This is a genomic window from Peribacillus simplex NBRC 15720 = DSM 1321 (assembly GCF_002243645.1).
Lineage (GTDB): Bacteria > Bacillota > Bacilli > Bacillales > DSM-1321 > Peribacillus > Peribacillus simplex.
On the sequence record NZ_CP017704.1, the window covers coordinates 498,850 to 523,975 of the forward strand.

At 36.2% G+C, this 25,126-nt stretch carries 21 protein-coding genes; 5 read left to right on the forward strand and 16 right to left on the reverse strand.

What is annotated here, in order from left to right; translation table 11 throughout:
• Positions 1-8 precede the first annotated feature (8 nt).
• Genes BS1321_RS02280 through BS1321_RS02290 form a run of 3 tightly spaced genes read right to left on the reverse strand, consistent with a single transcriptional unit; the run spans position 9 to position 3,010 of the window.
• The gene (locus tag BS1321_RS02280; RefSeq protein ID WP_063235511.1) at positions 9-1,337 is read right to left on the reverse strand and encodes a CaiB/BaiF CoA transferase family protein; all 1,329 of its coding nucleotides are present in this window, start codon (positions 1,335-1,337) and stop codon (positions 9-11) included.
• A gap of 7 nt (positions 1,338-1,344) precedes the next feature.
• Positions 1,345-1,794: a Zn-ribbon domain-containing OB-fold protein gene (locus BS1321_RS02285; protein ID WP_157732793.1), complete on the reverse strand. Its 450-nt coding sequence runs from the start codon at positions 1,792-1,794 to the stop codon at positions 1,345-1,347.
• 37 nt (positions 1,795-1,831) lie between these two features.
• Positions 1,832-3,010, reverse strand: coding sequence for a thiolase C-terminal domain-containing protein (locus BS1321_RS02290; RefSeq protein WP_063235508.1), 1,179 nt, complete (start codon positions 3,008-3,010; stop codon positions 1,832-1,834).
• 377 nt (positions 3,011-3,387) lie between these two features.
• Here BS1321_RS02290 and BS1321_RS02295 point away from each other — a divergent pair, with 377 nt between their 5' ends.
• Positions 3,388-5,331 (forward strand): XylR N-terminal domain-containing protein, encoded by a 1,944-nt coding sequence (locus BS1321_RS02295; RefSeq protein ID WP_063235507.1) that lies wholly within the window; start codon positions 3,388-3,390, stop codon positions 5,329-5,331.
• A gap of 217 nt (positions 5,332-5,548) precedes the next feature.
• Here BS1321_RS02295 and BS1321_RS02300 read toward each other — a convergent pair whose 3' ends face one another.
• Entirely contained in the window at positions 5,549-6,907 is a 1,359-nt protein-coding gene (locus tag BS1321_RS02300; RefSeq protein WP_232522759.1) for an MFS transporter, read from the reverse strand.
• Between the two features lie 941 nt (positions 6,908-7,848).
• Between BS1321_RS02300 and BS1321_RS02305 the strand changes: the two genes are divergently transcribed.
• Positions 7,849-8,163, forward strand: a complete 315-nt coding sequence (locus BS1321_RS02305) for a helix-turn-helix domain-containing protein (RefSeq protein ID WP_063235506.1) — start codon at positions 7,849-7,851, stop codon at positions 8,161-8,163.
• A gap of 811 nt (positions 8,164-8,974) precedes the next feature.
• Here BS1321_RS02305 and BS1321_RS02310 read toward each other — a convergent pair.
• The 7 genes from BS1321_RS02310 to BS1321_RS02345 form a co-directional block, all read right to left on the reverse strand.
• Positions 8,975-9,352 (reverse strand): VOC family protein, encoded by a 378-nt coding sequence (locus tag BS1321_RS02310; RefSeq protein ID WP_063235505.1) that lies wholly within the window; start codon positions 9,350-9,352, stop codon positions 8,975-8,977.
• A gap of 105 nt (positions 9,353-9,457) precedes the next feature.
• On the reverse strand, positions 9,458-10,660 hold the full coding sequence (locus BS1321_RS02315; protein WP_063235504.1) for an aminotransferase-like domain-containing protein: 1,203 nt from the start codon (positions 10,658-10,660) through the stop codon (positions 9,458-9,460).
• Positions 10,661-10,870: 210 nt separating this feature from the next.
• Positions 10,871-12,253 (reverse strand): aminotransferase-like domain-containing protein, encoded by a 1,383-nt coding sequence (locus BS1321_RS02320; protein ID WP_063235502.1) that lies wholly within the window; start codon positions 12,251-12,253, stop codon positions 10,871-10,873.
• A gap of 447 nt (positions 12,254-12,700) precedes the next feature.
• Positions 12,701-13,258: an isochorismatase family protein gene (locus tag BS1321_RS02325; RefSeq protein WP_063235500.1), complete on the reverse strand. Its 558-nt coding sequence runs from the start codon at positions 13,256-13,258 to the stop codon at positions 12,701-12,703.
• A gap of 385 nt (positions 13,259-13,643) precedes the next feature.
• On the reverse strand, positions 13,644-14,420 hold the full coding sequence (locus BS1321_RS02330; protein WP_063235498.1) for a GNAT family N-acetyltransferase: 777 nt from the start codon (positions 14,418-14,420) through the stop codon (positions 13,644-13,646).
• Positions 14,421-15,022: 602 nt separating this feature from the next.
• Positions 15,023-15,865, reverse strand: a complete 843-nt coding sequence (locus BS1321_RS02340) for a YitT family protein (RefSeq protein ID WP_063235494.1) — start codon at positions 15,863-15,865, stop codon at positions 15,023-15,025.
• 247 nt (positions 15,866-16,112) lie between these two features.
• Positions 16,113-16,316 (reverse strand): hypothetical protein, encoded by a 204-nt coding sequence (locus BS1321_RS02345; protein WP_063235493.1) that lies wholly within the window; start codon positions 16,314-16,316, stop codon positions 16,113-16,115.
• Between the two features lie 421 nt (positions 16,317-16,737).
• Between BS1321_RS02345 and BS1321_RS02350 the strand changes: the two genes are divergently transcribed.
• The 3 genes from BS1321_RS02350 to BS1321_RS02360 all read left to right on the forward strand — a co-directional run bounded on the left by BS1321_RS02350 (position 16,738) and on the right by BS1321_RS02360 (position 19,273).
• Positions 16,738-17,745: a multicopper oxidase domain-containing protein gene (locus BS1321_RS02350; RefSeq protein ID WP_063235491.1), complete on the forward strand. Its 1,008-nt coding sequence runs from the start codon at positions 16,738-16,740 to the stop codon at positions 17,743-17,745.
• A gap of 17 nt (positions 17,746-17,762) precedes the next feature.
• Positions 17,763-18,932, forward strand: a complete 1,170-nt coding sequence (locus BS1321_RS02355; protein WP_063235490.1) for a ZIP family metal transporter — start codon at positions 17,763-17,765, stop codon at positions 18,930-18,932.
• Between the two features lie 116 nt (positions 18,933-19,048).
• Positions 19,049-19,273 carry a twin-arginine translocase TatA/TatE family subunit gene (locus BS1321_RS02360; RefSeq protein ID WP_063235488.1) on the forward strand — a complete coding sequence of 75 codons (225 nt, stop codon included), beginning with the start codon at positions 19,049-19,051 and terminating at the stop codon, positions 19,271-19,273.
• Positions 19,274-19,544: 271 nt separating this feature from the next.
• Here BS1321_RS02360 and BS1321_RS02365 read toward each other — a convergent pair whose 3' ends face one another.
• The 5 genes from BS1321_RS02365 to BS1321_RS02385 form a co-directional block, all read right to left on the reverse strand.
• Complete coding sequence (locus tag BS1321_RS02365) at positions 19,545-19,898, reverse strand: C40 family peptidase (RefSeq protein ID WP_063235487.1); 354 nt, start codon at positions 19,896-19,898, stop codon at positions 19,545-19,547.
• A 272-nt stretch (positions 19,899-20,170) separates the two neighbouring features.
• Positions 20,171-20,785, reverse strand: coding sequence for a HutD/Ves family protein (locus BS1321_RS02370; protein WP_063235485.1), 615 nt, complete (start codon positions 20,783-20,785; stop codon positions 20,171-20,173).
• A gap of 477 nt (positions 20,786-21,262) precedes the next feature.
• Positions 21,263-22,456, reverse strand: coding sequence for a sodium/glutamate symporter (gene gltS, locus BS1321_RS02375; protein WP_063235484.1), 1,194 nt, complete (start codon positions 22,454-22,456; stop codon positions 21,263-21,265).
• A 5-nt stretch (positions 22,457-22,461) separates the two neighbouring features.
• Positions 22,462-23,406, reverse strand: coding sequence for a formimidoylglutamase (gene hutG / locus BS1321_RS02380; RefSeq protein WP_063235482.1), 945 nt, complete (start codon positions 23,404-23,406; stop codon positions 22,462-22,464).
• Between the two features lie 364 nt (positions 23,407-23,770).
• Positions 23,771-25,126: a sigma-54-dependent transcriptional regulator gene (locus BS1321_RS02385; protein ID WP_063235481.1), complete on the reverse strand. Its 1,356-nt coding sequence runs from the start codon at positions 25,124-25,126 to the stop codon at positions 23,771-23,773.

The window sequence follows — 25,126 nt, forward strand, 5'->3', positions numbered from 1 at the left end:
CACTCCTTTCACCATAATGGGCGGATAGCCTTAATCTCATCCTTCGGCATATCTTCAGGCCATAAAACTCCTTCATTTGTCAATCGCTCGATTTCGTCTTGACTGTAGCCTAAAATCGTTCCAAACACATAAGTATTATCTTCTCCCATTAGAGGTCCTGATTTTTTGAGATAGGGCTGCGTTTTAGACATTTTAATAGGAATGCCTTCAAAGGATCGTATGCCAAGTAATGAATGCTGAAGGTTTTCAAACAATCCTCGTGATCTCAGCTGAGGATCATTTACCATAAGATCCTCATTCATCTGCACGGCTCCACATACGATTCTATGGCTCTGTAGCAGTTCCATCACTTCATATTTGTCACGCTCAATCGTATATGACTCAATATTTTTATCTAATTCATCTTGATGGGCCAACCGTCCCTCAAACGTGTTAAATTTGTCATAATTTGTCCATATAGGATTTCCAATTGCTTGTTTGAAAGCATTCCATTCGTCATCAGTGAAAATAGCAATCGTACACCAGTCATTCTGACCACCACCCGCACAGCGATAGCTGTTATGTGGACATCCTATTTGTCCTCTGTAGCTGTTTTCCGGTGTTGCTTTGGAGACTATCGAACGATTCCCTGGTGGAAATCCTGGTCTCTTGGATGATCGTTTATTCACTGTATAATCCAGGAGATTTGCTCCGGTTAGGTGCATCGCAGTTTCAACCTGTGAAATATCGATATATTGCCCTTTCCCCGTACGTTTTTTGTGATAGAGCGCAGTCATTACAGCATAAGCACCGGTATAGCCTGCTACCACATCTAAAATGGAATATCCCCAACCCGAAGGATGAGTATCCGGAAGTCCAGAAGTATAGGTCATCCCAGATAAGGCTGCGGCGGTCGGACCCCATGTTCCGTACTTTTTATTTCGACCGCTATGACCTAAACCAGATATACTCTTATAAATGATTCCTGGAGAAATCTTTTCTAAAGTCTCGTAATCAAGTCCCCATTTTTCAAAAACACCTGCGCTGAAGTTCTCTGTTACTACATCTGATTTTTTCAACAATTCATGAATTAGTTCCATGCCACGTTCTGATTTTACATTTAACGTTATCCCTCTTTTTCCAGCGCTTAAATTGTTAAAAAAAGCACCATTATCGAGTCCCGGTTCATCCTCCTTAGCGTACATGGAAAAACGCATAGCATCGGGGGTCTTCGGCCATTCAACTTTAATAACCTCCGCTCCAAAGGAAGCTAAAATTCTGGTCGTGGTCGCACCGGAGACACTCCATGTGAAATCTAAAACGCGAATTCCTTTTAGAACTTCTGCCTGGTTCGTCATAAATTTCTTAACCCCTTTCAGACGGTTTCCAATTCACCAAAGTAATTTCATCATTTACTATTTCAAAAGCAACTTCCATTCTCATCCCGCAGTGCACCTTTGTAGGATCCATACCTACCGTATTGCCTAGCATTCTAATTCCTTCTCCTAAATCAACCACTACTAGTGCGTATGGTACTTTATCCTTGTAGTAAGGGAAAAAGCCTCTATAAACGATATTGTAAGTATAAATTTCTCCTATACCTTTAATCGGTACCCATTCTAGTTCGGCACCAGGGGCATAAGGTGAAACAAATCTTGGAGGCCAAACTTTCTTTTTTGTTTCTGTGCATTCTTGAACAATTAGTTTTCCAGATCGCGCCGCTTCCCAAAATGGTGAAAACAAATCCCATTCCCTGTCCCAATGGTCTATATTACGATTAGGTAACGGACGAAAAAGAATATCTAAATTTTCCATTTTAACAACTCTCTTTCTTAAGGGTTTATTTAAAGAGTTAATTGTGCAGAATAGCAATTGAACCATCGCTAAGATCCCCATAACCTGTGACAATACCAATCTTTGCATCATCAACCTGAGCTTCTCCAGCTTCTCCTCTTAATTGATAAACTGCTTCAACAACATGATTTATTCCAACAATGTGTGCTTGGGAAAGCAGCCCACCATGTGTATTGATAGGCAATTGTCCCCCAAGACTAATCCGGCCATTTTTAGTAAATTCCGGCGCTTCACCCCGAGCACAAAAGCCCATTTCTTCAAGTTGCCTAAGGACAATAAAAGTGAAGCAATCATAAATTTCTGCAAAATCAATTTCTTCATGTCGCACTCCAGCCATGTCAAATGCACGTGGTGCAGCATGGGTAATCCCCATATCTAAAATGTCAGGACGCGTAGGCATATCATCTGGATAAGTCGGATGACCTTCAGCGATTCCGCCTATATAAACAGGTTTTTTAAAACGATATGCATTTTTCTTAGAGGTGACAATTACAGCGCCTGCACCATCCACTTCTAGTGAGCAGTCTAATAGCCGAAAAGGAGAAACAAGCATAGGAGAGTTTTGGTAATCCTCTGATGTCATTGGGCGTCCTCTCATATATGCTTTTTTATTCAACTGAGCATGTTCCCTACAAGTCATAGCTACAATCTGCATGCCAACTGGATCAGGATTATATTCATGAAACCATCTATTTGCATGAAGTGAAAAATATTGCAATGGAACCATTAAGCCGTATGGATATTCTAAGTTATCACGATACTCGGAGTTAGGCATAAATTCATTATTTAAATCTAGAATACTGGGATCCCCCGCACCCAGTCGTGGACCTGAATAGCCTTTTTGTCCTGTAGCAACAAGCACATAATCTGCGATTCCTGCATCCACTGCTAATGCTGCAGTCTGAATGGCTGCGATGGAACTGGCCCCTCCCATTTCATGACGTCCGGTGAATTTAAGTTCTTTCATTCCTAATCCATGAACAAACTCCTCATGACGAACATTATATTTCCAGGGAGAAATTACACCGTCTATCTCAGAAGGATCAATCCCAGCGTCTCTACAAGCATTAAGAGAAGCTTCAATACAAAGATGTGCTAATGCCTTGGATGTGCCTCTTACATAATCTGTTTCCCCAACACCCACGATACATGCTCTATCACTTAAAGACCGTTCCATTTCTCTTACCTCCATTTTCTCTCCATAGCTGTCATTTTGTCGCTATGGCTAATTAAAGACAATTAACTTGAAACATGCTTTATTAATTATTTAAAACTAGAAAACTTAGTATCTAGCTGCATATTACAGGTAGAAACTAGATCCTCTATGTTTTTAACAGTTCACCAGCTTGTTATTAATTATTAAAAACAAAATGCTACATTGTACTAACAAAATCTGATATCTTAATATTAAGTATAATCTGAATATTAAATATATTAAACGACATAATGAGTAGGAAAATAGGTATAATATTGTATTATTCTGTAGTTAAAATAAAAATCAATAAATAATTATGGTAGTACATAAGTAAAAATGCTATTAATAGGAGGCTGATTATGGCAGTTAAAGCAAATAATATAACCTTGGGCGATTTATTTAGGATCGATGCCGAAATGGATAACTTTCTTCAGTCTCAACGAATGTTTATTTCTAGTGCAGATGCTTGGGGGACCTTAATTAAGGATTTGACTTTGACTCTTGGAATCGAACGGGCAAAGCGCTTTTTATTACGCTACGGGTATCAATGCGGTAGACATGAAGCTGAAGTATTAAAAGATATGTTTGAGTGGGAAAATAAAAAGGAATGGGTTCTAGCAGGAGTCACCATGCATAACCTTTCTGGACGTACATCATCTGTTCCAACAAAGGCGAAAATAGATACCGAAACTGGAGAATTCGACGTTGAAGGTTTTTGGTATAATTCCTATGAAGCAAAACAATACTTACAACATTTCCCTTTTCACTCTGAACCTGTCTGCTACTTTTTGGAAGGTTATGCAAGTGGCTACTGCAGTACATCTTTTGGAAGAAAAGTAGTCTTTAAAGAAATAGAGTGTATCGGAAAAGGTGATAAACATTGCCATTTCGTAGGAAAAACTTTGGAATTATGGGGTGACGAAATTTCTATCGATTCTGTTGATTATGCCCGAGAGGATATTGGTGATGAACTTGATTGGGCCTACAAGCGGATTGAAAGTCAAAGTGAAATTTTAAAGCGAGGGAATATCTTAAGTAACCAATTGACACAAATAGTTCTACAAGGAAAAGGTCTTGGCGAAATAGCCCAAACCCTCGGAAAAAGCCTTCAATGCGGAATAGTAATTTCCAATCAGTATTTTGAGACGATTACGGAGTATGGACAAGTATTCAACTATTCTTTAAAAAATATCATTGACAACAAAGAAAAACTTCGTGCATCCGACCAAAAAAAAATGGAAGAAATGATTAATAAACAAGCAACAATTCAACTAAATACCCTAGAAGAACAAGAATTCTTCAAATTCCCATTAATCACTCCAATTGTCGTCCAGAATAATATATACGGATATATTTCAATAATAAAAAATTCAAAGGAAATAGAAGAACTCGAGCCTTCTTTTATTGAAAGAGCCGCAAATATTTGCGCTCTTCATTTACTAAATGAAAAAACGGTCATAGAAACTGAACACCGTATGAAAGGTGAAATGCTTAACGAAATATTACTCCAGCCAAATCTAGATTCAAGTATTGCAAAACGACTATCTTATTTAGGCTACTATCTTAATAAACCTCATTTTGTGTTTATATTTCGATTACAAAACCAAAATCTTCTCTTTAAGAATGATAAATTATTAACTAAAGAAAAAGATCTAATCGCTAATATTCTAAGGAAACATTCAGAATATGAGGAGCAAAAAATTTTGGTTTCAAATTACTTTGGACAAATACAAGCGCTAATACCCGAGGATATATTAGTATCTCGTAAGATTAGTGCACAACAATACGGCGAAGCAATAATGGAAGAAGTAAAGCGAATTATTCCCACTTCTCAACTATTAATTGGTATAAGTAACCTTTGCTTAGATATCAATAATTTCCACCATGGATTTAAACAAGCGAAAAAAGCATTAGAAATTGCACAAATCACAAATCAGCAACAACGGGTTATCTTATTTTCGGAACTAGGTCCTATTTCTATTTTATTAGATGCACGAAATCCAGAGGAATTAGAAAGTTATGCCGATAAGGTTTTAGGGCCTATGTATGATTATGATGTTCGGAAATCTACAGAACTATTAAAAACTTTATATTTCTATTTAGATAACGAATGTAATTTACATAAAACTGCTCGTTATATGAACTTATCGATTGGTGGAATGCGTTACCGCCTGTTAAATATATCAGAACGATTTAACATTGATATGATGAATTCTAGTACTCGGCGCGAAGTACAATTAGCCTTAGATATATACCTCGCATTTGGTAAACTACCCTTTATGCAAATACAAGATAAAATTTGAGATATATTATTGTATAGATTGTTTCAATCTTCTATTTTACCTTTACCCAATGATAGTTAGTAAAGGTTCTAATGTTTTTTGTTTTGATGTTCCCTAATATAAAAAATTAATAAGAGAGGACATTTTTTGAAAATGTCCTCTCTTATTTTGGCAGAATCCTAATATGGTATATATAATAATTGGTAATTATTAATATTCCATTCCTGAAAGAATTTCTCTATGCATTTGCCTTTTCCGTACTCTTTAATACCATCTTCTGTTTACAAATTTCAGAATCCACACTAACATTTGAAAGATTCTTAAGTAAAATGGTCCCCACTAAGCTTACCACCGAAGTAAAAGCTATATAAAAACCGATAGAATATATGGATCCAGTAGTTTGTATTAGATAAGTACAGACCATTGGAGCAATGCCTCCAGCAAATACTGCAGGTATTTGTGTTCCCAATGAAGCGCCACTATAACGTAGTCTGGCGGGAAAGGCCTGAGCTACTAGAGCTGGTTGAGCACCAGCTTGTATATTATGTGGGAACATCGATAAGAGGGTTGCAAGTAAAATTATGCCTGGAACACCAGTATTCATTAATCCGATATATGGAAATGCAAAGAGAAGGGTCGCAATGACTCCCACAATATACAGACGTTTAATCCCAACCTTATCAGAAAGGTAACCAAATAAAGGAATGTTGATACACATTAATACGCTTGCAAGTATATTGACATTCACCATATATTCCGAACTTACATCAAAATTATTTATACTATAATTTATCATAAAGGTTGTAAATATAGCAAAAGGTGCATGTTCAGAGAATTTTGCTAACCCAGTATATAAAACTTGCTTAGGGTATAACTTAAGTACTTCCAAAACCGGCATTTTAGAGACCTGATTTACCTCTTTAACTTGACGGAACGAAGGAGTTTCTAAGATTTTATTCCGAATAATTACACCTGCGGCCAAAAGTAGTAAGCTTGCAAGAAATGGAATTCTCCACCCCCAAGTATAAAAACTGTCATTTGAAATATATAGACACAATCCTACTACAGCAGAGGATAATAACATACCTGCTCCTACCCCTGCATTTGGCACGCTTGCCATGAACCCTTTTTTCTTTTCGCTACCCCATTCCATTGACAACAGAATCGATCCTGCCCATTCTCCTCCGACTCCAATTCCTTGAATTAGACGAAGAATAACAAGTAAAATAGGAGCCCAGATTCCAATGGTCGCAAAGGTAGGCAATAACCCCATAAGAAAACTGCTCAAGCCCATCATCCATAATGTTATTACTAGTGCATTTTTCCTTCCAATACGATCACCATAATGCCCAAAGATAACCGCACCTATTGGACGTGCCAAGAATCCGGTCGCGAAAGTAGCAAAGGATAACAATGTAGCGATAAACGGATCCGAATCTGGGAAAAACAATTTAGGAAAGATTAATGCAGAGGCAGTTGCATATAGAAAGAAGTCATACCATTCGATTACTGCTCCAAAAGTAGAGCCTACAAGCGCCCTTCTTTTCATTTTTTTATTAGAAAGTTCATTCCCCATATCTTTAGTTTTTTTAGACAAATCATCACACCTCCATTTTTAATCACAGTCAAGTTAACTGATAAATTGCATCTAAGGTGTTAGAAATCCTTTTTTTCCGCCTACTTAAAATACTTTAAATAAGGCACTTTACCTAAAGATTCATTAATTATTTCAAAGACCCACCTCATTTCAATGATTCACTTTATTATTCAGATTATACAGAAAATTAAATCTACTTGTATGCTACATATTCTGTAGGAATTCTTTTTTCATTCTATACTTTTCTGTTGAACTTGAAATAGGTACTCACTTTAAAGTTAGTCATGGATATGCACTTGATTTAAGTTGCTAATTCTAAAAGGTTAATCATTGTTTAACCCTTAAGTAGTTTTGAACACTTTTTGCAAATTAATTACAAACACTAGTAGTCATTTAATCCCCCCTACCTACTTTTTCGTTTAAATGTTGCCTTTGGTAACCATTATTATTTTATAGAAAAATATTAGTTGCGAAGGAGATGTTTGAGGAATTTCGTTCAGGACGTTCGTAAAATGTTTTCATAATTTGGCGAACGTAAATAAGGGCTGTTTTGGTCAAGGATTCCACTATTCGTTAAAGTGTACTTTTACGAACGTTAGCGACAATGCTAAACCGTCCATTTCGGAATTTTATACGCTAAGAGAATTTCAACTTAAATAGTCGATCTCCTCTACGTGAACTGACCCCCTAAAGTTAGACAGGTTATATCGTTAGGCAGCCTGTTGGGCATGAGCTCGGTATTGTACCGGGCTCATGCCTTTTAATTTTGCAAAGAACTTCCATTTAATGTAAATAGCGGGTGGGGTATTGGTAATACGATTTATGAGGCACGTAATAATGCCGTTATTGCCAATCGCCAAACGAAAGGGAGTATCAGCAACGTATCATTCATTGTTACTGAAAATGAACAAATCATAGGTCCTTTAGGGGAAGAATTATGTTTGAATTATTCTAATACGATAGAACCTTTTATTGAAAAAATAAGTAAACAGACGGGCGTCTCTACGTTGCATATACAAAAAATTCTTGCTGTAATTTCAAAAGTACATACTAATGAATTATCCGCAGAAGATATGGCTGCATATTCGGGAGTTACGTTAAGAAGTGCCTATCGAATTTTAAATAAGCTAGAGGTAAATGGATATGCAAAAATTTCATTTATACAGCAAAAAAAATTAAGGGGTAGACCTAAAAAAATCTATAAAATAACCTTAGATCAAGTTCTCAATAATGATAGAAACGGGGAGACAAGCTAAAACTTGCTGTAAGCAATCAAGAAATAACTGATAAACAATAGAGGACAATTGTAAGGAATATGCTTACGGAGGCTGCGCGATACGAAGCTCTTGCGCAGCTTTTGTCATTTGCTCTAACTTAGCGACTTTTCGAAGATAATGCAGATGTAGCTGTTCCTATTTGGCATCTCTCGTTTCTTGTCATGATATTAGCTGGTCTTTGTAATGAACACTTAGACGTGAAAAGAGCGCACTCCTAACTCCGGAAAAGCGCCCAATTGTTGAACAAAGGTCAAATAGCACTCTTCAACTATCCTGCCCCGTTCGTATTATAAGGTCAGCCAGTTATTTCTGGTTGAACAATTCTTATATCGATATATGATAACGGTAGCCGAGATAGAACGTACCTGCCCAAGAAACCTTGATGAATGAATAAATAGAAAAGGCATGTTTTGAAATAAGATTAATCAAAACATGCCCTTATAATATTTAATTGGATCATTCTTTTATAAAAAAGATTGATTATTTTTGTGTTCCTTCATCAACAAACGCACCCGTTAGCCATCCATGAATCGCAAAAGTCGGCGATTCACCACAAAGAATGAAAATGGTTAGGTAGTGTCAATACTGATACTGACCTTAATCCAGTCAACCCTAATCCATATACTAATTAATTAACGCTCTCCTCTTTTTTTTAACGATTGAGCAGGGTCTTCTTAAGTATTGTCATTTTTCCATTCTTAAAAAAACTTATTTTCATGTTAGTTCTATAAGAAAAGCGATAATTATTCAAGGATGACACTCTTAAATTAATTAAAAAGCAAATAAAATATTAATAGTTAGAAATTTCTATTAGATTTCCAACTGGATCCCTAGTATAAATAGAGGTCATCGATCCTAATGCTCCTGTTCTTTTTACTGGACCTTCTTCAATATGTGCTCCGTAACTGTCTAAATGTTCTATCACATCTAACATAGGAACATCTGTGATAAAACATAAATCAGCAGTACCAGACATGGGTGTTTTTGCTTTTGGTTCGAATTCTTTGCCTACTTCATGTAGGTTTATTTTCTGCTTTCCAAAATGTAGTGCCTTTCTGCCCTCTCCAAATGTGATAACTTCCATTCCTAAAACTTGGTTATAAAATTCACATGTTTTATCAATATTCTTTACAGTCAAAACCAAGTGATCTAATCTAGAGATTTTCATTGGATCACCCCTTTTTATTCTTTATAGCAAATAATACACTTTCTATTCAGCAATCCAGCTCTTTAGTTTAAGTTCAAACCTCCACAATTTTTTGTTTCCTTTAGTTCACAAACATATTGTCTCTTTATTTAATTCACGATGTAATACATCACCCATACGCTTCATGCCTTCAATGATTTGGTCTTCAGGCATATTCGAGTAATTTAAACGTAAAGTATTCTTCTGTGTGCCATTTGGAAAGAATGGAACACCAGGAACACAGGCGACATTATTTTTTAAGCACTCTGTAAATATATGTTTGGAATCGACTCCCTCTGGGAGCTCAATCCAAATAAATAACCCACCTTCTGGCTTACTGTAAGACAAATTTTCCGGAAAGAATTCTTCCATGCAGTTTAACATTTCTGTACATCTTGCTTTATATACTGCTTTGATTTTTTTTATATGCTCTTCCATATCGTAAAGTTCCATATACTTAGCTGTTATCCTTTGAGCAAAGTTGTCAGTATGTAAATCAGCTATTTGCTTAAAAGCAACGTACTTATCAATAAACGATTGATCTGCACAAATCCATCCAATTCGAAGGCCTGGAGTAAAAATTTTAGAGAACGTGCTCATATAAATTACTCTGTTCTCTGTGTCAAAATGTTTCACTGGCGGGATCCCTTCTCCAGCAAACCTTATAGCTCCATAAGGATTATCTTCTACAATCAGTACATCGTATTGATTAGCAAGTTCAATCATTCTTTTACGTCTTTGAAGTTTTAATGTACGACCTGTAGGGTTCTGGAAATCGGGAATAGTATAGATGAATTTTGCGCTAGGATGCTCTTGCAGTTTCCTCTCTAGCTCTTCCATTATCATCCCATCATTGTCCATAGCTACCTCCACAAAGTTTGCATTGTATGATTTAAATGCATTAATTGCTGCAAGATAGGTTGGACTTTCACAAATAATAGTATCTCCTTCGTTAATAAATAGTCTTCCAGTAAGATCTATTGCTTGCTGGGACCCTGAAGTGATAAGAATATTGTTAATAGTAGAGTTAATCCCAATGGCTTTTAACTTTTGACAAATAGATTCTCTCAACGGGCCATAGCCTTCAGTAGTACTATATTGAAGTGAAGCCGCGCCCTCTTCATTCAATACAACATTACACGCAACTTTAAGGGCTTCTACAGGAAACAGCTCTGGAGCTGGAAGTCCTCCCGCAAAAGAAATGACTTCTGGTCTTTCTGTTACTTTTAATATCTCACGGGTCTCAGAAGATGTAACTAGACGAGCTCTCTCAGCAAACTTATTTTCCATTTGTAAACATTCCTTCCTTTAAAATTTCAATTTCTTTACCTACCCACTTCTGATTTTAATTGAATATTCAGATTTTTTTACAAAGGGCAATGATAAGCCTATGACACCAAATTTAATATTTTCTTTCATCCCCCAACTAGGTTTGAATTATCATAACACGCAAAAAAAAATCCATACAATATTATAATTGTATGGCAAACAATATTTATTTTATATTTCAATTATTTTTCTAAGTATAATAAGAGCTTTTTCAAGTTCCTCTCTCGTTTCTGGAGCACAAATCCCAACACGTACGGCATTTGCTGGTGCGACATTACCTACCGCAAATCGCCCTCCACTATATACCTGTACACCTTGTTCTGCAGCTAGTTGTTCAAATTGGTCACCTGTATACTGATGCGGCAGATGTAACCAATGAAAAATCCCTGTTTCTTCACCTAAACAGTTCTCTTTACCTAAATATTGATTGACCAACTGATTGCGAGCTTTTGTTTCCTCTTTATGAAATGCAACAATGTTTTCAAACTGATTCGATACAATTACTCGTGATGCTAACTCTGCAAGTAGTGGCGATACGGAAATATTTAAATTATAAAGAGCTTTTCGAGTAGAATCCAGGTATTTTAAAGGAACTGCCACATAAGCGAGACGGAGTCCAGGTGCCATCGATTTCGATAAACTCGCTATATAAATCGTATGCTCAGGGGCATATGTCGCTACAGCCGGCAACACTTTTTCTTGGATTAAATGATACGCTCCATCTTCAATAATAAATAAATTATACTTTACAGCAATCTCAGCAATAGCCTTACGAGTTTCAACGCTCATCGTATAAGTCATCGGATTCTGATAATCTGGAATAATATATAATCCTTTAATATTTTCATTTTTACATGCATAAAGAAGTGCTTCCGGACTCATTTCATCAGATTCTGAACGAATCGGTACAAGCTGAATCCCCAGCATCGCGGCTGCTGTCTTTAAGCCTGGATATGTATGGTGATCTACACCAATTCGATCTCCATGCTGACAAAGGCTTGCAAGTGTTGCTGTGATGGCGTTTTGCCCGCCATTAGCAAGTAAGATATGTTCTCTAGTCGTTTCAAAACCGGCAAATTTCAATAATTTGACGCCTGCATCTTTTTGCCAAATCGAATCGCCTGGCCGACTGTATCCAAACCATCTCACACAATCTGATTCTTGTAACATCGATTGCAATAAGTCAAATAAAGGTCCATATGACACACGATCTGGTAAAATTGCTCCCATTTCAATTAAATGCTTTGGCTTTTCTTCTGCAAGCAAATAAGCGTTCGAAATCGCATCATACGAAACATAAGTGCCACTACCAATCGTCGCACTGACCAGTCCTTTTAACTCAGATACTTTAAATGCTTTCGAAATCGTACTTAGATTCACCTCTAAGTAATCCGCTAACTCTCTTTGTGGTGGAAGCTTCGTGCCAGGCACTAAGCGTCCCTCTATAATGTCATATTCTAACTGCTTAGCTAATGCCTGATAAATCGGTCTATCTTCTCGATTTATTGTCGGCTTCCATGTCATTGGATAATCCTCAAACGAATTAATCGGCACATTCCTCATCCTTTTTCATACAATTATAAAATTGTATGGCAACAAATTCAAATCCATAAATTCTTTTAAAATTTTTTACTAGTAGAGTGCGGAATGCTCGTTGCCCTGGAACATTCACGCAGCATGGATATTCCAGAAAGGAACCCATTAGTGGAAAAAACTGTGGAGTTACTTGCAGCCTCCATATTACCTTTTTTTATCCATCATCAACATTCCTTATTAATAAGAGCATTACTCCTTCTTCAACAATCCTGCCATTTAGCTTAATAACATTTATTTCAAATTTTGATCATTTGCACAATCAGTTACTCTAGAATATGGCCCAATTGTTGAACAAAGACCAAACAGCACTCTACAACTTTCCTGCCCCGATAGTTGCATAAAGAAAAAGCTGCCTTAAAGACAGCTCTGATCTTCAGCTAACGCACTCGTAGTTGAAGGTGATTATTATCGGTAATTATTGTGAACAGGTTTAAACAATTCTTCATTAGTATTTCTAACAAGTGAAAAATTGTCTACATTATAGTGACCGTGAAGGGTTTCATTGTGATGAAGGATTATTTGTTTTGCAGATAAGTTTTTGGAATCAGAAGTAGAATGTCCATCACCAACTAATGTTACATCAAAATGATTGATTGTTGCTGTTCTAACAGCTGTATCAATACAATGTTCCGTCTTACATCCCATTATTACAATATGATCTACATTGTTTTTACTTAAATGTTCGTGTAATGGAGTGCCATAAAATGAATTTGTGGCAGCTTTATCAAATATGATAGCAGTTGATGGTACTTTAATATCCCTGTGTATCTGGAATCCAGGTCCTTCTCCATTTGAAACATCTAAATCTCTTATAAAAACAACGGAGATACTTTCATTTATCGCTTTTTTAATTACAGTATTTATGTTATTAACGATTTTTTCTTTCTCAAAGACTCCTTGTTCTTCATTATTACCTTCTATTAATTCCTGTTGAGCATCGATTATCAGTAATGTTTGTTTCAATATTTTCCCCCCTAAAGTTATTAGCAGTTAGTTTTTTCCTGTTTTTTATTAAATATCAGATAGTATTTTAAGCACTTCTTACTAAGCTCTTTATATTTTCGTCAAAAGATTTACTAATACCTTCTTGATCCTGCCCCGTTAGTTCAATAAGAAAAAGCTGTTGCTTTGAAATAAAGTTTGATCAAAAATAACTCACAAACCAGTATTTTACGATAAATAAAAAGAATCAATTTTGAAAAAAGATTGATCAAAATGGATTCTTCTCCAGCAGATTTAAGTTTGGTTTTTATAAAAAAGTTTGATCATTTTCTACCTATGTTGTTCCACAATCGCGCCCGATTCTTGAATAACTCAAGATTAGCTATAAATTCATTCATTTAAAAATCTATAGGACTTTGATATTTAATAATCTTGTTTTAGAGACCATACCAGCACTTTCTAACGTTTGTTTCGAGAGAGTGTTATAATACCAACAACCGCAAATCGGATTTAGATTATTGGCATAACACCATTCCTTTAAATGATGAATTATCGTTCTGCCTATTCCTTTTTTTCTGTATTGTTCATTTGTAAACATGCCGATATTTCCATATCTATCATGTAACTTACTTGTTTCTATAATCCCTATTCCAAGCAGCATACTTCCTTTGGTGTAGGTGAATATTTCCCTATTTTCAATACGTTCCTCCACTTTATCAATGAAGTCCTGACATACCTCAGTTATTTTTGTAGCATCGCTAGGCACCGCAGCTCTGAATTCCCCATCTTTAAATAATTTTCCCTTTAGAATTTCCACTTTGTTATCTTGGAAAAAGTAAGCTTGTTTTTCGATCTTATAATCATGATCTAATACCAAACTTAAAAAAAGTTCGTCGCATGTTGGAACCAGTATTGACCGAATTGAATGATCCTTAAGAACATTGTCAAAAATCTCTTGGGATTTTTTGTAGTATGATAAATCTAAATAAAATTGAGTTAGGTACTGGTTACTATGTATGGCATAATAACCTGCAACGTCAGAGTTGTAACTGATTGTATAAAATACGGAATTGAGAATGTGCTCCTCTAAAAAGGAATCAATAGGAGAACTTAATGTACTAACATATCTTTGGATTAAATCCCCAATATCACTTTGTTTACATTCTTTAAAATAAAAACTCATGTTTGGACACCTCGTATTTTTGTTGATCTCATTAGTACTCATGCAATATATCTTATTACTCATAAAATAAAGAGAATCTATCCAATAAATCATCTAAAAGTATTAGTGTGAAATTCTATTTTAGTTTCGTGAAATCCTTCTCTAACCTCCAAGTTAGTTGTACAATCTTACTTACAATCTGGCCCGTTTGCTTAATAAGAGAAAATCCTACATTATCAAAAATCCACATATAAACGGTTGAACTTTTTTCAAAACGGTAATACATCTTAGGACATACCGAAAAACAAGCATATTCTCCTCTTTCAATTCTTAATAAAATAAAAGGCATCTATGATGTTCACATAGATGCCTTTTTATCTTCCTCATCATATATTTATTGCCCATTAATAAGATGGACCTTTTGGAAAATGTCGATATTTAAATGTTAATAGATACTGAATCCATTATAAATTCAGGTTCTATACTTTATAGTTCTTCGTACATAAACGAGCCAATACGTTTAATTTCTTATATCTATCAAATTATAGGGTGAGTATTGCTTAAAAATTTCGTTTATCTTTTCAGGAATACGAACGGGTCTTCTCTTATGATAACCCCTTTTTCTACCAAACGTTTTTGAAATTACCAATGACTTTATGAGCTGGCATGGCTGAAATAAATGCATGATCATCTATACTTTGTACAGTTTGACATAATTCTGCCCACTGGATATTCACAATCACACAAAGTATGACTTGTTTTTCACTATGTGAGTAAGCCCCTAAAGCTTCCCAAGATGTAACACCGCGATGGAACGCTTGATTGAGGGCTTCAGATATCTCTTCTCCCTTATCCGTCACAATAATTACAGAACTCCTTTCCGCTATATTAAGTAAGGATTCATACGTTTTAGCTCCAACATATAACGAAAGAATGGTAAACATAGCTGCCTGAACATCAAAGATTACAGCAGAAATAGCAACAATAATCAGATTTACGATAAGACCAAATTTTGAAATGGACAAATTTTTGTGTTTAGCAATGATCCGTCCAAGGACATCTAATCCGCCATTTGAGCCTCCTACACGAAGCATGATGGCTCCGCCAGCAAACGAAACTATACCCCCGAATATTGAAGCTAAAATAACATTTTCTGTCCACATGAGACGAATAGGGATAAAGTGTAAGAATATGGTGTCAGAAATGACCGCAAGAATCGTATAAAGGATAAATTTTTTCCCTAAATGGATATATCCTAAGATTAAAAGTGGAATATTATAGATAAAATACTGCACTCCCACTGACCAATGAAAAAAGTGGTACAAAATCATACAAATCCCAATGACACCTCCAGAGAGTAAATTAGCTGGAAGTAATAATGTATTTGCACCTATAGCAATTAATAAGCTACCAAATATGATACTCAATACCTCAATAACAATACGGTATTTCCCTTTATTTCTCATATTGCATCCCTTCTTCAATTTATTGGTAAAATAGAATATTCTCTTTCAGAATTATACATGAAAATTCGATTAAACGTATACTTCTTGTAGGAAAAACTATTCAACAATCTGACCCGTTTGGTACAGAATTCAAAATCACTACTTCGATACTACTCCCCAGTAAGCCATTCAGGTACAATTAATTATTGATATCAAAGGGAGGATAATAATTTATCTGAGGAACTAAATAAAAACACCAATCCATAAATCAAGGACTGATGTTTACTTTATAGGTCCTAAGATAAATCGCTCTCAGGTTCATTTCTGAAAGGCCTCGCTTGTTTGCAGCTCTCTTTATTAAACCTATCTCATAATACATAGCCTCGGAAAGAATGCCCTTTTTTATATTTTTGCTAATCTCCATAAAAAAGCCTGCTAAAAGATCATCAGGTAACTCTTCATATAAAGACACAATGACCTCTCCCCCACAATAAATAGTTAATTACTTAAATTCATCTATAATTGTACCAAGGAAAAAGGTAATAAAGAGCAAATGTTAGTGAATTAATGATAAAAAAGTAACACTTTCACTTATGTTAGTTACTCATTAATAATCTTGATTTCTTTAGCTCATTAAAGATTACACAGGTAAATGAAAGGAGACTTATTGTAGAGTTGAAAAAAAATCCGAGTCATAAGAGCACATATAGTATTATTTAAAGATGCATAAAAAAACACTCCAGTCATTATACGGTTGAATATCCCCACCTGAGCAACAATTTATACGAACATAGCTAAAAAAAAGAGTTGACATAAAACTTGTACCCACCTTAAAGTATAGCTTATACAACAAAAAGTTTCCTAAAGGAAACTTTTTAGAAGGGGGTCAAGTAATGTCTGATGAGAAAAAGGTTTCCCGCAGAGATGTTTTAAAGATGGGGACTGCAGGTGCGTTTGGAATAGCTGGATCTTATTACTTAAATAAAATGACACAAATTCCAACTGTGGCTCAGGCATCCAATGATTCGTCTCATAAGAAGAGCAATCATTCAAATATGAGTGATAAGACAATAACAACTGGTTATAAAATGGCTGAACGGCTCCTTACTGAGTTTGATTATGGAAAAGTTACCAAGTTGCCAGACGGCCAAACACTCCGGGAATATGAAGTCGTGGCAATGGATAAGGAAATCGAGATTGCCAAAGGAATTAAATTCCCAGGCTGGACTTATAACGGAACTATTCCAGGACCAACTTTTCGTTGTACGGAAGGTGATCTTTTGCGGTTTCACTTTATTAATGAGGGCAGCCATCCCCACTCTATCCATTTTCACGGAATCCATCCCCCTGCGATGGACGGATTAACTTCCATTTATCCTGGACAAAATTTCACGTACGAATTTGAAGCGAAACCATACGGTTTGCAAATATACCATTGCCATGTACTTCCCCTTGCCCGCCATATCCATAAAGGGTTATATGGAAATTTTATTATTGATCCAAAAAAGCCAAGAGAGCCAGCATTAGAGTTAAACATGGTTATGAATGGATTTGACTTGGATTTAGATGGTGAAAACGAGTTTTATACCGTGAATGGCTATGCCTTCGCATTTATGAATCACCCTATTAAAATCAAAAAAGATCAACTGGTCCGTATCTATCTAAGTAATTTAACAGAATTCGACTTATTAAACTCGTTTCACTTACATGCGAACTACTTTACGTACTATCCAACAGGCAGAAACGATAATCCCTCCCAGTTCACAGATACCATCATGCAATGTCAGGGAGAACGTGGAATTTTAGAAGTTCGTTTTCCATTCAAGGGAATGTATATGTTTCATGCTCATGTAAGCGAATTCGCTGAGTTAGGCTGGATGGGATTTTTTGAGGTCGAATAAAGAGGGGAGATAATAATATGAAGGGGAAATGGATAATTACTGGTTTAATTCCGCTAATTTTACTTATAGGGGTGCTTGGATGGGTACTAATGAATGGAGCAGGTGTAGAAAAAGATCCTGCAGCACCAATTGAAGTCCTGAACATTGAACGCATCAAGATAACCGAAACCGGCTTCCAATTATCTGTAAGTAATACGGGGCCAAAACCACTAACGATTTCTCAAGTTATGGTCAATGATTCGGTGTGGAATTTCAGTATCTCTCCTCAAGCAAAACTTGAACGATTTGAAGAAGGAATGGTGACCATCGCTTACCCATGGGTGGAAGGTGATCCACATGCCATTAAACTAATCACAGAAAATGGGATTATCACGGAAGGTGAAGTTGCAGCTGCCACACTCACACCAGAAACCACCTGGAGCAACTTTTTAAACTACGGCATAATAGGATTTTACGTTGGAATTGTCCCGATCACATTGGGGTTGTTGTGGTATCCATTTATGAAGCGTTTCTCACGAAAGTGGATTAATGCGATCCTTGCCCTTACGGTTGGGCTGCTTTTATTTTTATTTGTTGGGACTCTAGCCGATGGCTTTGAAATTGGTGCAGAAGCCCCTTCTGTCTTTCAGGGCAATATGGTTGTAATTATTGGAGCTTCCTTAACCTTCTTATTATTGATCGGCTTTGATCAGTATCAACAAAGAAAGCAAAAAAAGAAAGGATATTCTCCCTTAGGTCTTGCTTTGTTGATGGCTACCGGAATAGGGCTTCATAACTTTGGGGAAGGTTTGGCTATTGGTTCTTCCTTTTCCCTAGGTGAAGCAGCTCTGGGAACCTTTTTAATCATCGGATTTACCCTTCACAACATTACGGAAGGTATTGGAATCGCTGCTCCTTTATTAAAGACCACACCTCGATTCAGAGACTTTCTATTACTGGGAGTTATTGCAGGCGCACCCGCCATTGCAGGTACATGGGTTGGCGGATTTATCTTCTCTCCAATTTGGGGAGCTTTGTTCCTGGGTATTGGTGCAGGGGCCATTCTTCAAGTAATTTATGTAATATCGAAAATGCTCATTGAAGATCATAGAACACATAACGAAGCATCTGTTTCATGGTTAAACCTTTCTGGATTCTCGATTGGACTATTGATCATGTACTTTACTGCATTTTTTGTGAAATTTTAAGGGATTAATGTTGTGGTATAGCACCTGAATGGCATTTGGCAGCATCAACCTAGTGACACGATGCCACTTCCCTGTGTTACGAACGTTAAGATTTCAATATTAGGAGATGATTCTATATGTTTTCAAATATCGGTATTCCTGGATTAATTTTAGTACTTATCATTGCCTTGATCATTTTTGGTCCTAAGAAATTGCCGGAAATCGGCCGGGCTTTTGGACGTACTTTAACTGAATTCAAAAGTGCAACCAATGGGTTAGTAAAGGATGAAGATAAAGATGAAGGGAAAAATCCTGAGTTAACGACTGTTGAAAAGAAGCAGGATGAATCAACAGTTTCATAAGTAATGGGTAGACGAGGCAACTCGTCTACTTATTTTTCATTTTTATAGGATGTATCCTGTCATGAAAAACTAGGAGATAAATCTTATTGAACATTCGGAAGAACTTGGTCAAAAGTTACTTTGATACATAGCATGGGTGGGGGTTTATACTAGCAGCCTTATTCATCATAGGACATCTCAATATCGTAACCTATTGGTAGAACAATAAAAATAAATAAAAGCCAGTCTCTAATAAAACTGGCAACTTTTTTCTATTACATTCTTTTTGCTCCTAAATATCTTTTTTCCAATAACTATTATCCATGGAGGAAATGCTTACACCATCTGATGATGAGCTGTGTATGAATTGATTACCTCCAATATAAATATCCTGTAAGGCGCCAGCTTTATAGGCCTCATAAAAGACCAAATCTCCAACTTGTGGTTTGATACCCTTTGCCCCCTTTTTATAAATTTCAGATACCGTTCTTGGTAAAGTGACGCCTGCACCTTTTTCGAAAACGTATTTTAGGAATCCGCTACAATCAAAACCTTTAGGAGTGGTTCTACCCCATACATACCGTACATTCAAATGTTTTTTTGCTTCACTCACTATCGCTGTAGATTTATAGCTTGTTTTATTCACATTAGCTACTTTGGATGTCTGCTTTTTCACACCCAATGCTTTATAAGTATTCGGACCTACAATACCGTCAGCTTTTAAGCTTTTACTTTTTTGGAACTTTACGACTGCACTTTTACAAGATCGATTGCAGCCTACTCGTCTTGGTTATGATATATCCGCGTTTTGTCTGCAGCTCCTCATACAAAAGTTATTTGGATATGCCTTTTACCGCAAAATTTGAATGAATACTATACTTCTAGTGAATGTTTTTTGCACTAGAACCAGAATTTCTATCAATAAAAAATACTTACCTTAATAATTGTTGCAGATGAGTCGTCTTCGTAATTGGATAACTTTATATTTAAATTTTTGCATAAATGATCTATGTTTAAGATTACCAAGTCACCTTGCTCTAAAACAATAGTCTCTTTTTCATCGATACTCATTCTACTTTTTCCTTTGAAACAATAATAGGCGTCGGATCTTTTCGAAGATTCCCCATTATCCAACACTTCAGAATGGATTCCATTATTCATATGAATCGTGCAAAGGTCACCTTCGCATCCTTCTGCTAACATCAAATTAAAGTCCGTAACCCTCCCAATACTTTGGGTTGTCCAGCCTCCATCAAACCGATCCTGTTCAAATGGGTGTAAATGCACACGGTGCTTTCCCTTATGTTGCAGCAACATTTCACCATCAAGGATCATTATGATTCTCTGAATGCCTGGAAGGTGAGTAAATAAGGATTCGTCCACCTCGACATCTGCGGTGCTTATCCGCCATTTGAAATCACGCTTCGAGTAATCTCCATCTTCAGGATAAATTGCAAGTTGAGTGGTTTTACCACCTGACCAAAGACTAGTTATTTGTTCACTTTTTCTAATTATTTTTAGTGAATATGACAACTATTTTCTCCCCTTTTATTTTTACTTTTCTTCAGTTGAAAACAATTTAGACCAGAGTGCAGATTAAAATTGGTGTATTGCCAATAGGGTGAATACGATAAACAGAGAGGCATAACTGAGCTTAAGTCTACTGGTCTCTTTCATCGTATCATAAATTCATTCTTACTAGATCAGGATGTGAAACGATATGATACACACAAGCTCGCTCATACCTACTTGAAATAGATGGGGTTCTGTTGCATTAATAATCATACAGAAAAACCATTGTGAATTAACTACTCATGGGCAATTTCGATATAAAAAAATCAATACCGAATGTTTTGTATAACAACCAAAAACATTCGGTATTAACACTATATTCTTATTTTATTTTGACCATTTCGGGCTTTGCACTAAAACCACTTTATTCATGCATTAATAACCCCGATAAACAAAGGCAAGTATTTATGAAATTCATTCCATAATAAGGACAAATTATCATTTAAATAGATTAATACTTATAATGATAATTGGCATCGCAAAAACATCAATAAGAAATGCACCCACTATCGGAACGATTAAATACGCTTTACTTGAAGGTCCATATTTAGCAGTGATTGTTGACATATTGGCCATAGCATTTGGTGTAGCCCCTATACCATGTCCGATAAACCCTCCAACCATAACTGCCGCATCGTAGTTTTTGCCAAGGAAGCGAAACATGATGAATATACTTAAAAGTATAATGAAAATTACTTGTATTACTACAATTAAAATAATTGGTAAAGCAAGGTCAGCAACTTCCCATAGTTTTATACTCATTAATGCCATTGATAAGAAAATACCTAAAGTGATATCTCCAATAAAATTTATACTAGGCATTTCGATAATTTTCCCATTTATTTTATCTAAAATATTCCGAACTATTACAGCCACTATCATTGCTCCAACATAATTCGGTAAAACATAACCTGTCTTCGCTGAAAATAACTCTCCTAAATATGAACCTAAAGCCATACAAAATGTCAGTATTAATATTTGTTTCATAAATGAAGCTACATTTAATTCTATTTTGTCTTCCTTTTCTTTCTTTTCTTGAATTTCAATATCCTTTTTACTTGGTGTCAATTTGTGTTTATTAATTAGATACTTTACAGTTGGACCTCCAACTAATCCACCAAATACTAATCCTAAAGTAGCTGCCGCTATTCCAATTGCTTGGGCAGATTGAATTCCTAGCGATTCAATGGTACCACCAAATGCTGTTGCTGCACCAATGCCACCTTCCATGGAAATTGCTCCTGCCATCATACCAATCAATGGATCAATCCCAAAAACGGGTGCTAAAGAAATTCCAATTAAATTTTGAGCAAATGCCAGAAACCCACATAACAACCAATATATTAATAATAGTTTACCGCCGACTTTTACCAATTGAAAACTAGCACCCAATCCAACAGTCGTAAAAAATGTTAACATAAATAATCCCTGGAGTGTCGTATCTAATGAAATGGTTACGTTTAGAAAGGTTTTAAGACTTGTAGCCACTATTGCAAAAAGTAATCCCCCAACAACAGGTGCAGGGATACAAAAATGTTTAAATAATTTGACTTTCTTAACGATAATCCCGCCCAGTGCCAAAAGCAGTATCGCTAAAAAAATAGTAATCGTTTGATTAATCTCGATGCTCATATTGTCTATCTCCTCTCCACACTCATGAATACTTCATTTATTAGGTTTGCAGCTAGTTTTACAGTGCGATTATCACAATCTAATGATGGATTCACTTCACAGATATCAAATGAAATAGTTTTCGTATGTGAAGTAATTTTACGAATTAATTGTCTAACTCTTTTTCCAGATAGACCAAATGAGGAAGGTGCACTAACACCTGGTGCTTCAGAAGCGTTTATAACATCCATACAAAGTGTTAATATAATATAATCATATTGATTTATAAAATTCAGAATTTTATTTTCATTTCCCTCAGAAATCTCATCTAATAATTCTTCTTCCAATATCCAAGAACAACCAAGTGAAGTTGCAGTGTCAAATAACTTTTTTGTATTTCCATAACGTTGAATACCAATAGGCAAATAACCAGCTTGCTGATCATTATCTAATATTTGTTTAAACATCGTTCCAGAAGAAGTCATTTCTTCATAAGAGCGTAAGTCAAAATGAGCATCAATGTTAAGAATGCCTATTTTAGCATTGGGTCCAACACTCGACCTAATTCCAAGATAATGACCATAAAAGGTTTCATGTCCGCCCCCCAATATAACAGGAAACATATTTTTAGATAATATTTTCTCTACGTGACTTCCTAATTCAGCTTGTGCTGCTTCTAACTGTTGATTTTCACAAATGATATTTCCGAAATCAACTAGACTATCTGCTGATTGGCCGTGCCAAGATAAAGAAGATAAGGATTTACGTATTTCATTGGGAGCTTCTTTGCTTCCAAGTCTTCCTTTATTCCTGCGTACGCCTTCTTCACAAGAGAACCCTATTATTCCACAAGTATTATTTATTGATGTTATTTGATTATCTTTTACTATTTGATGAATTCTAAATTCATCTTTGTCTATTAGACTATCTGTTCTGCCTTTCCATAAATCCATATTTGGTAACGCATACATTTATTTTTCCTCCCCATAAATAAAAATACTTCAAATGTGCAATCGCCAATCAATTTCGGGTTGTACTATTTTAAAAGATCTGGTGCAAAGGCTTGTCCTTTTTGTTTTCGTTAAACGTGGATAGGATATTGACTTATACCACCTGATGCATTTTGCACATCCCCGCTTTCGCTGCACTGTAACTTCCAGTCCAGCACTGTAGACCATTATGGTGTATATCTATATTCCCTCCATTCTGTTTAATGGTTTTACTACATTTTAATTAAGCAAGTTTCATGCCAAGTCCATCGTCATAAAAACAGAGGAAAATTAAGATTTATTCAAAATAAAAAGTAGGCGGAAATTGCCGATCGGCAATTTCCGCCTACTTTTCTTCCCGATATTTCTTCAACTTGTCCCGCAATGTCCTCTCCCCGATGCCAATAGTTTGGGCTGTTCTCCTTTGATGACCGTTAAAAGCGGCAAGGTTATGAAGAATCACTCTTTTTTCGATTTCTTCAAGCGGTTCGCCGACATAGACGGGAATTAAGGTGTTGCCGAAAAATGCGCGCGAGCTTTTTTGGATATCGGAGGGTAAATCGGCTTTCTGTATATAAGACTCATTCGTAAGCGCAATTGCTCTTTCAATCACGTTCTGCAGTTCACGAATATTTCCTGGGAAGTTATATTGCTGTAAAAGCTGCAGCGCTTCATGGGAAATTCCTTCTACAGGTTTTCCCATTCGATCACCGATTTTTGCAATGAAAAATTCCAACAACAGAGGAATGTCTTCTTTTCGTTCACGTAAAGACGGAAGGTGAATCGGAATCACATTTAATCTGTAATATAAATCTTCACGAAATCGATTATCTTTTACTTCTTTAACCAAGTCTCTGTTTGTCGCAGCAATGATACGGACATCGATGCTGACTTCTTCTATCCCTCCAACGGGCATTACCTTTCTCTCTTGTAGAACGCGCAAAATTTTCCCCTGCAGCGCCAAATCCATCTCACCGATTTCGTCAAGAAAGATTGTTCCTCCTTCCGCCAACACAAAAAGTCCATATTTCCGCTGTGTCGCCCCTGTAAATGCGCCCTTTTCGTATCCAAATAATTCTGATTCCAACAGGTGAGTCGGAATGGCGGCACAATTTATAGCCTGAAACTTTTTGTTTCTGCGTTTGCTTTGATTATGGATTGTTCTGGCGACGACTTCTTTACCGGTTCCACTTTCCCCTTCTATGAGAATGTTAGAATCGATATCCTTCACTTTATCGATTAGGGAGAATATTTTGCGCATTGCCAAACTTTCACCGATAAGGCCGTTCACACCTGCCACCTTATCCAATTCATCACTAAGCCATTTCACTTTGGACTGAAGGGTATATACTTCTTCTGCTTTTTGCATCAGCACTTCCAATTCATCAATATGAAGCGGCTTTGTCGCATATGAAAATGCTCCCTTACGCATTGCTTCTACGGAAGATGGAATGGTACCGTAAGCCGTCATCATAATGACAACTGTCGAGGGGGAGAGGCGCTTGATTTCTTCCAACACTTCCATCCCATTGTATCCCCCGATTTTTAAATCCAGCAAAACGATGGCGATTTCTGCCCTTTCGAGAAGAGGGAGAGCTTCGCGTGGGTCTGTAAACGAATAAACGTGATACTGGTCTTCCAATGCAAACGTAAGTGACTGACAAATAGTTGGCTCATCATCAATAATCATGATATCGTGCAT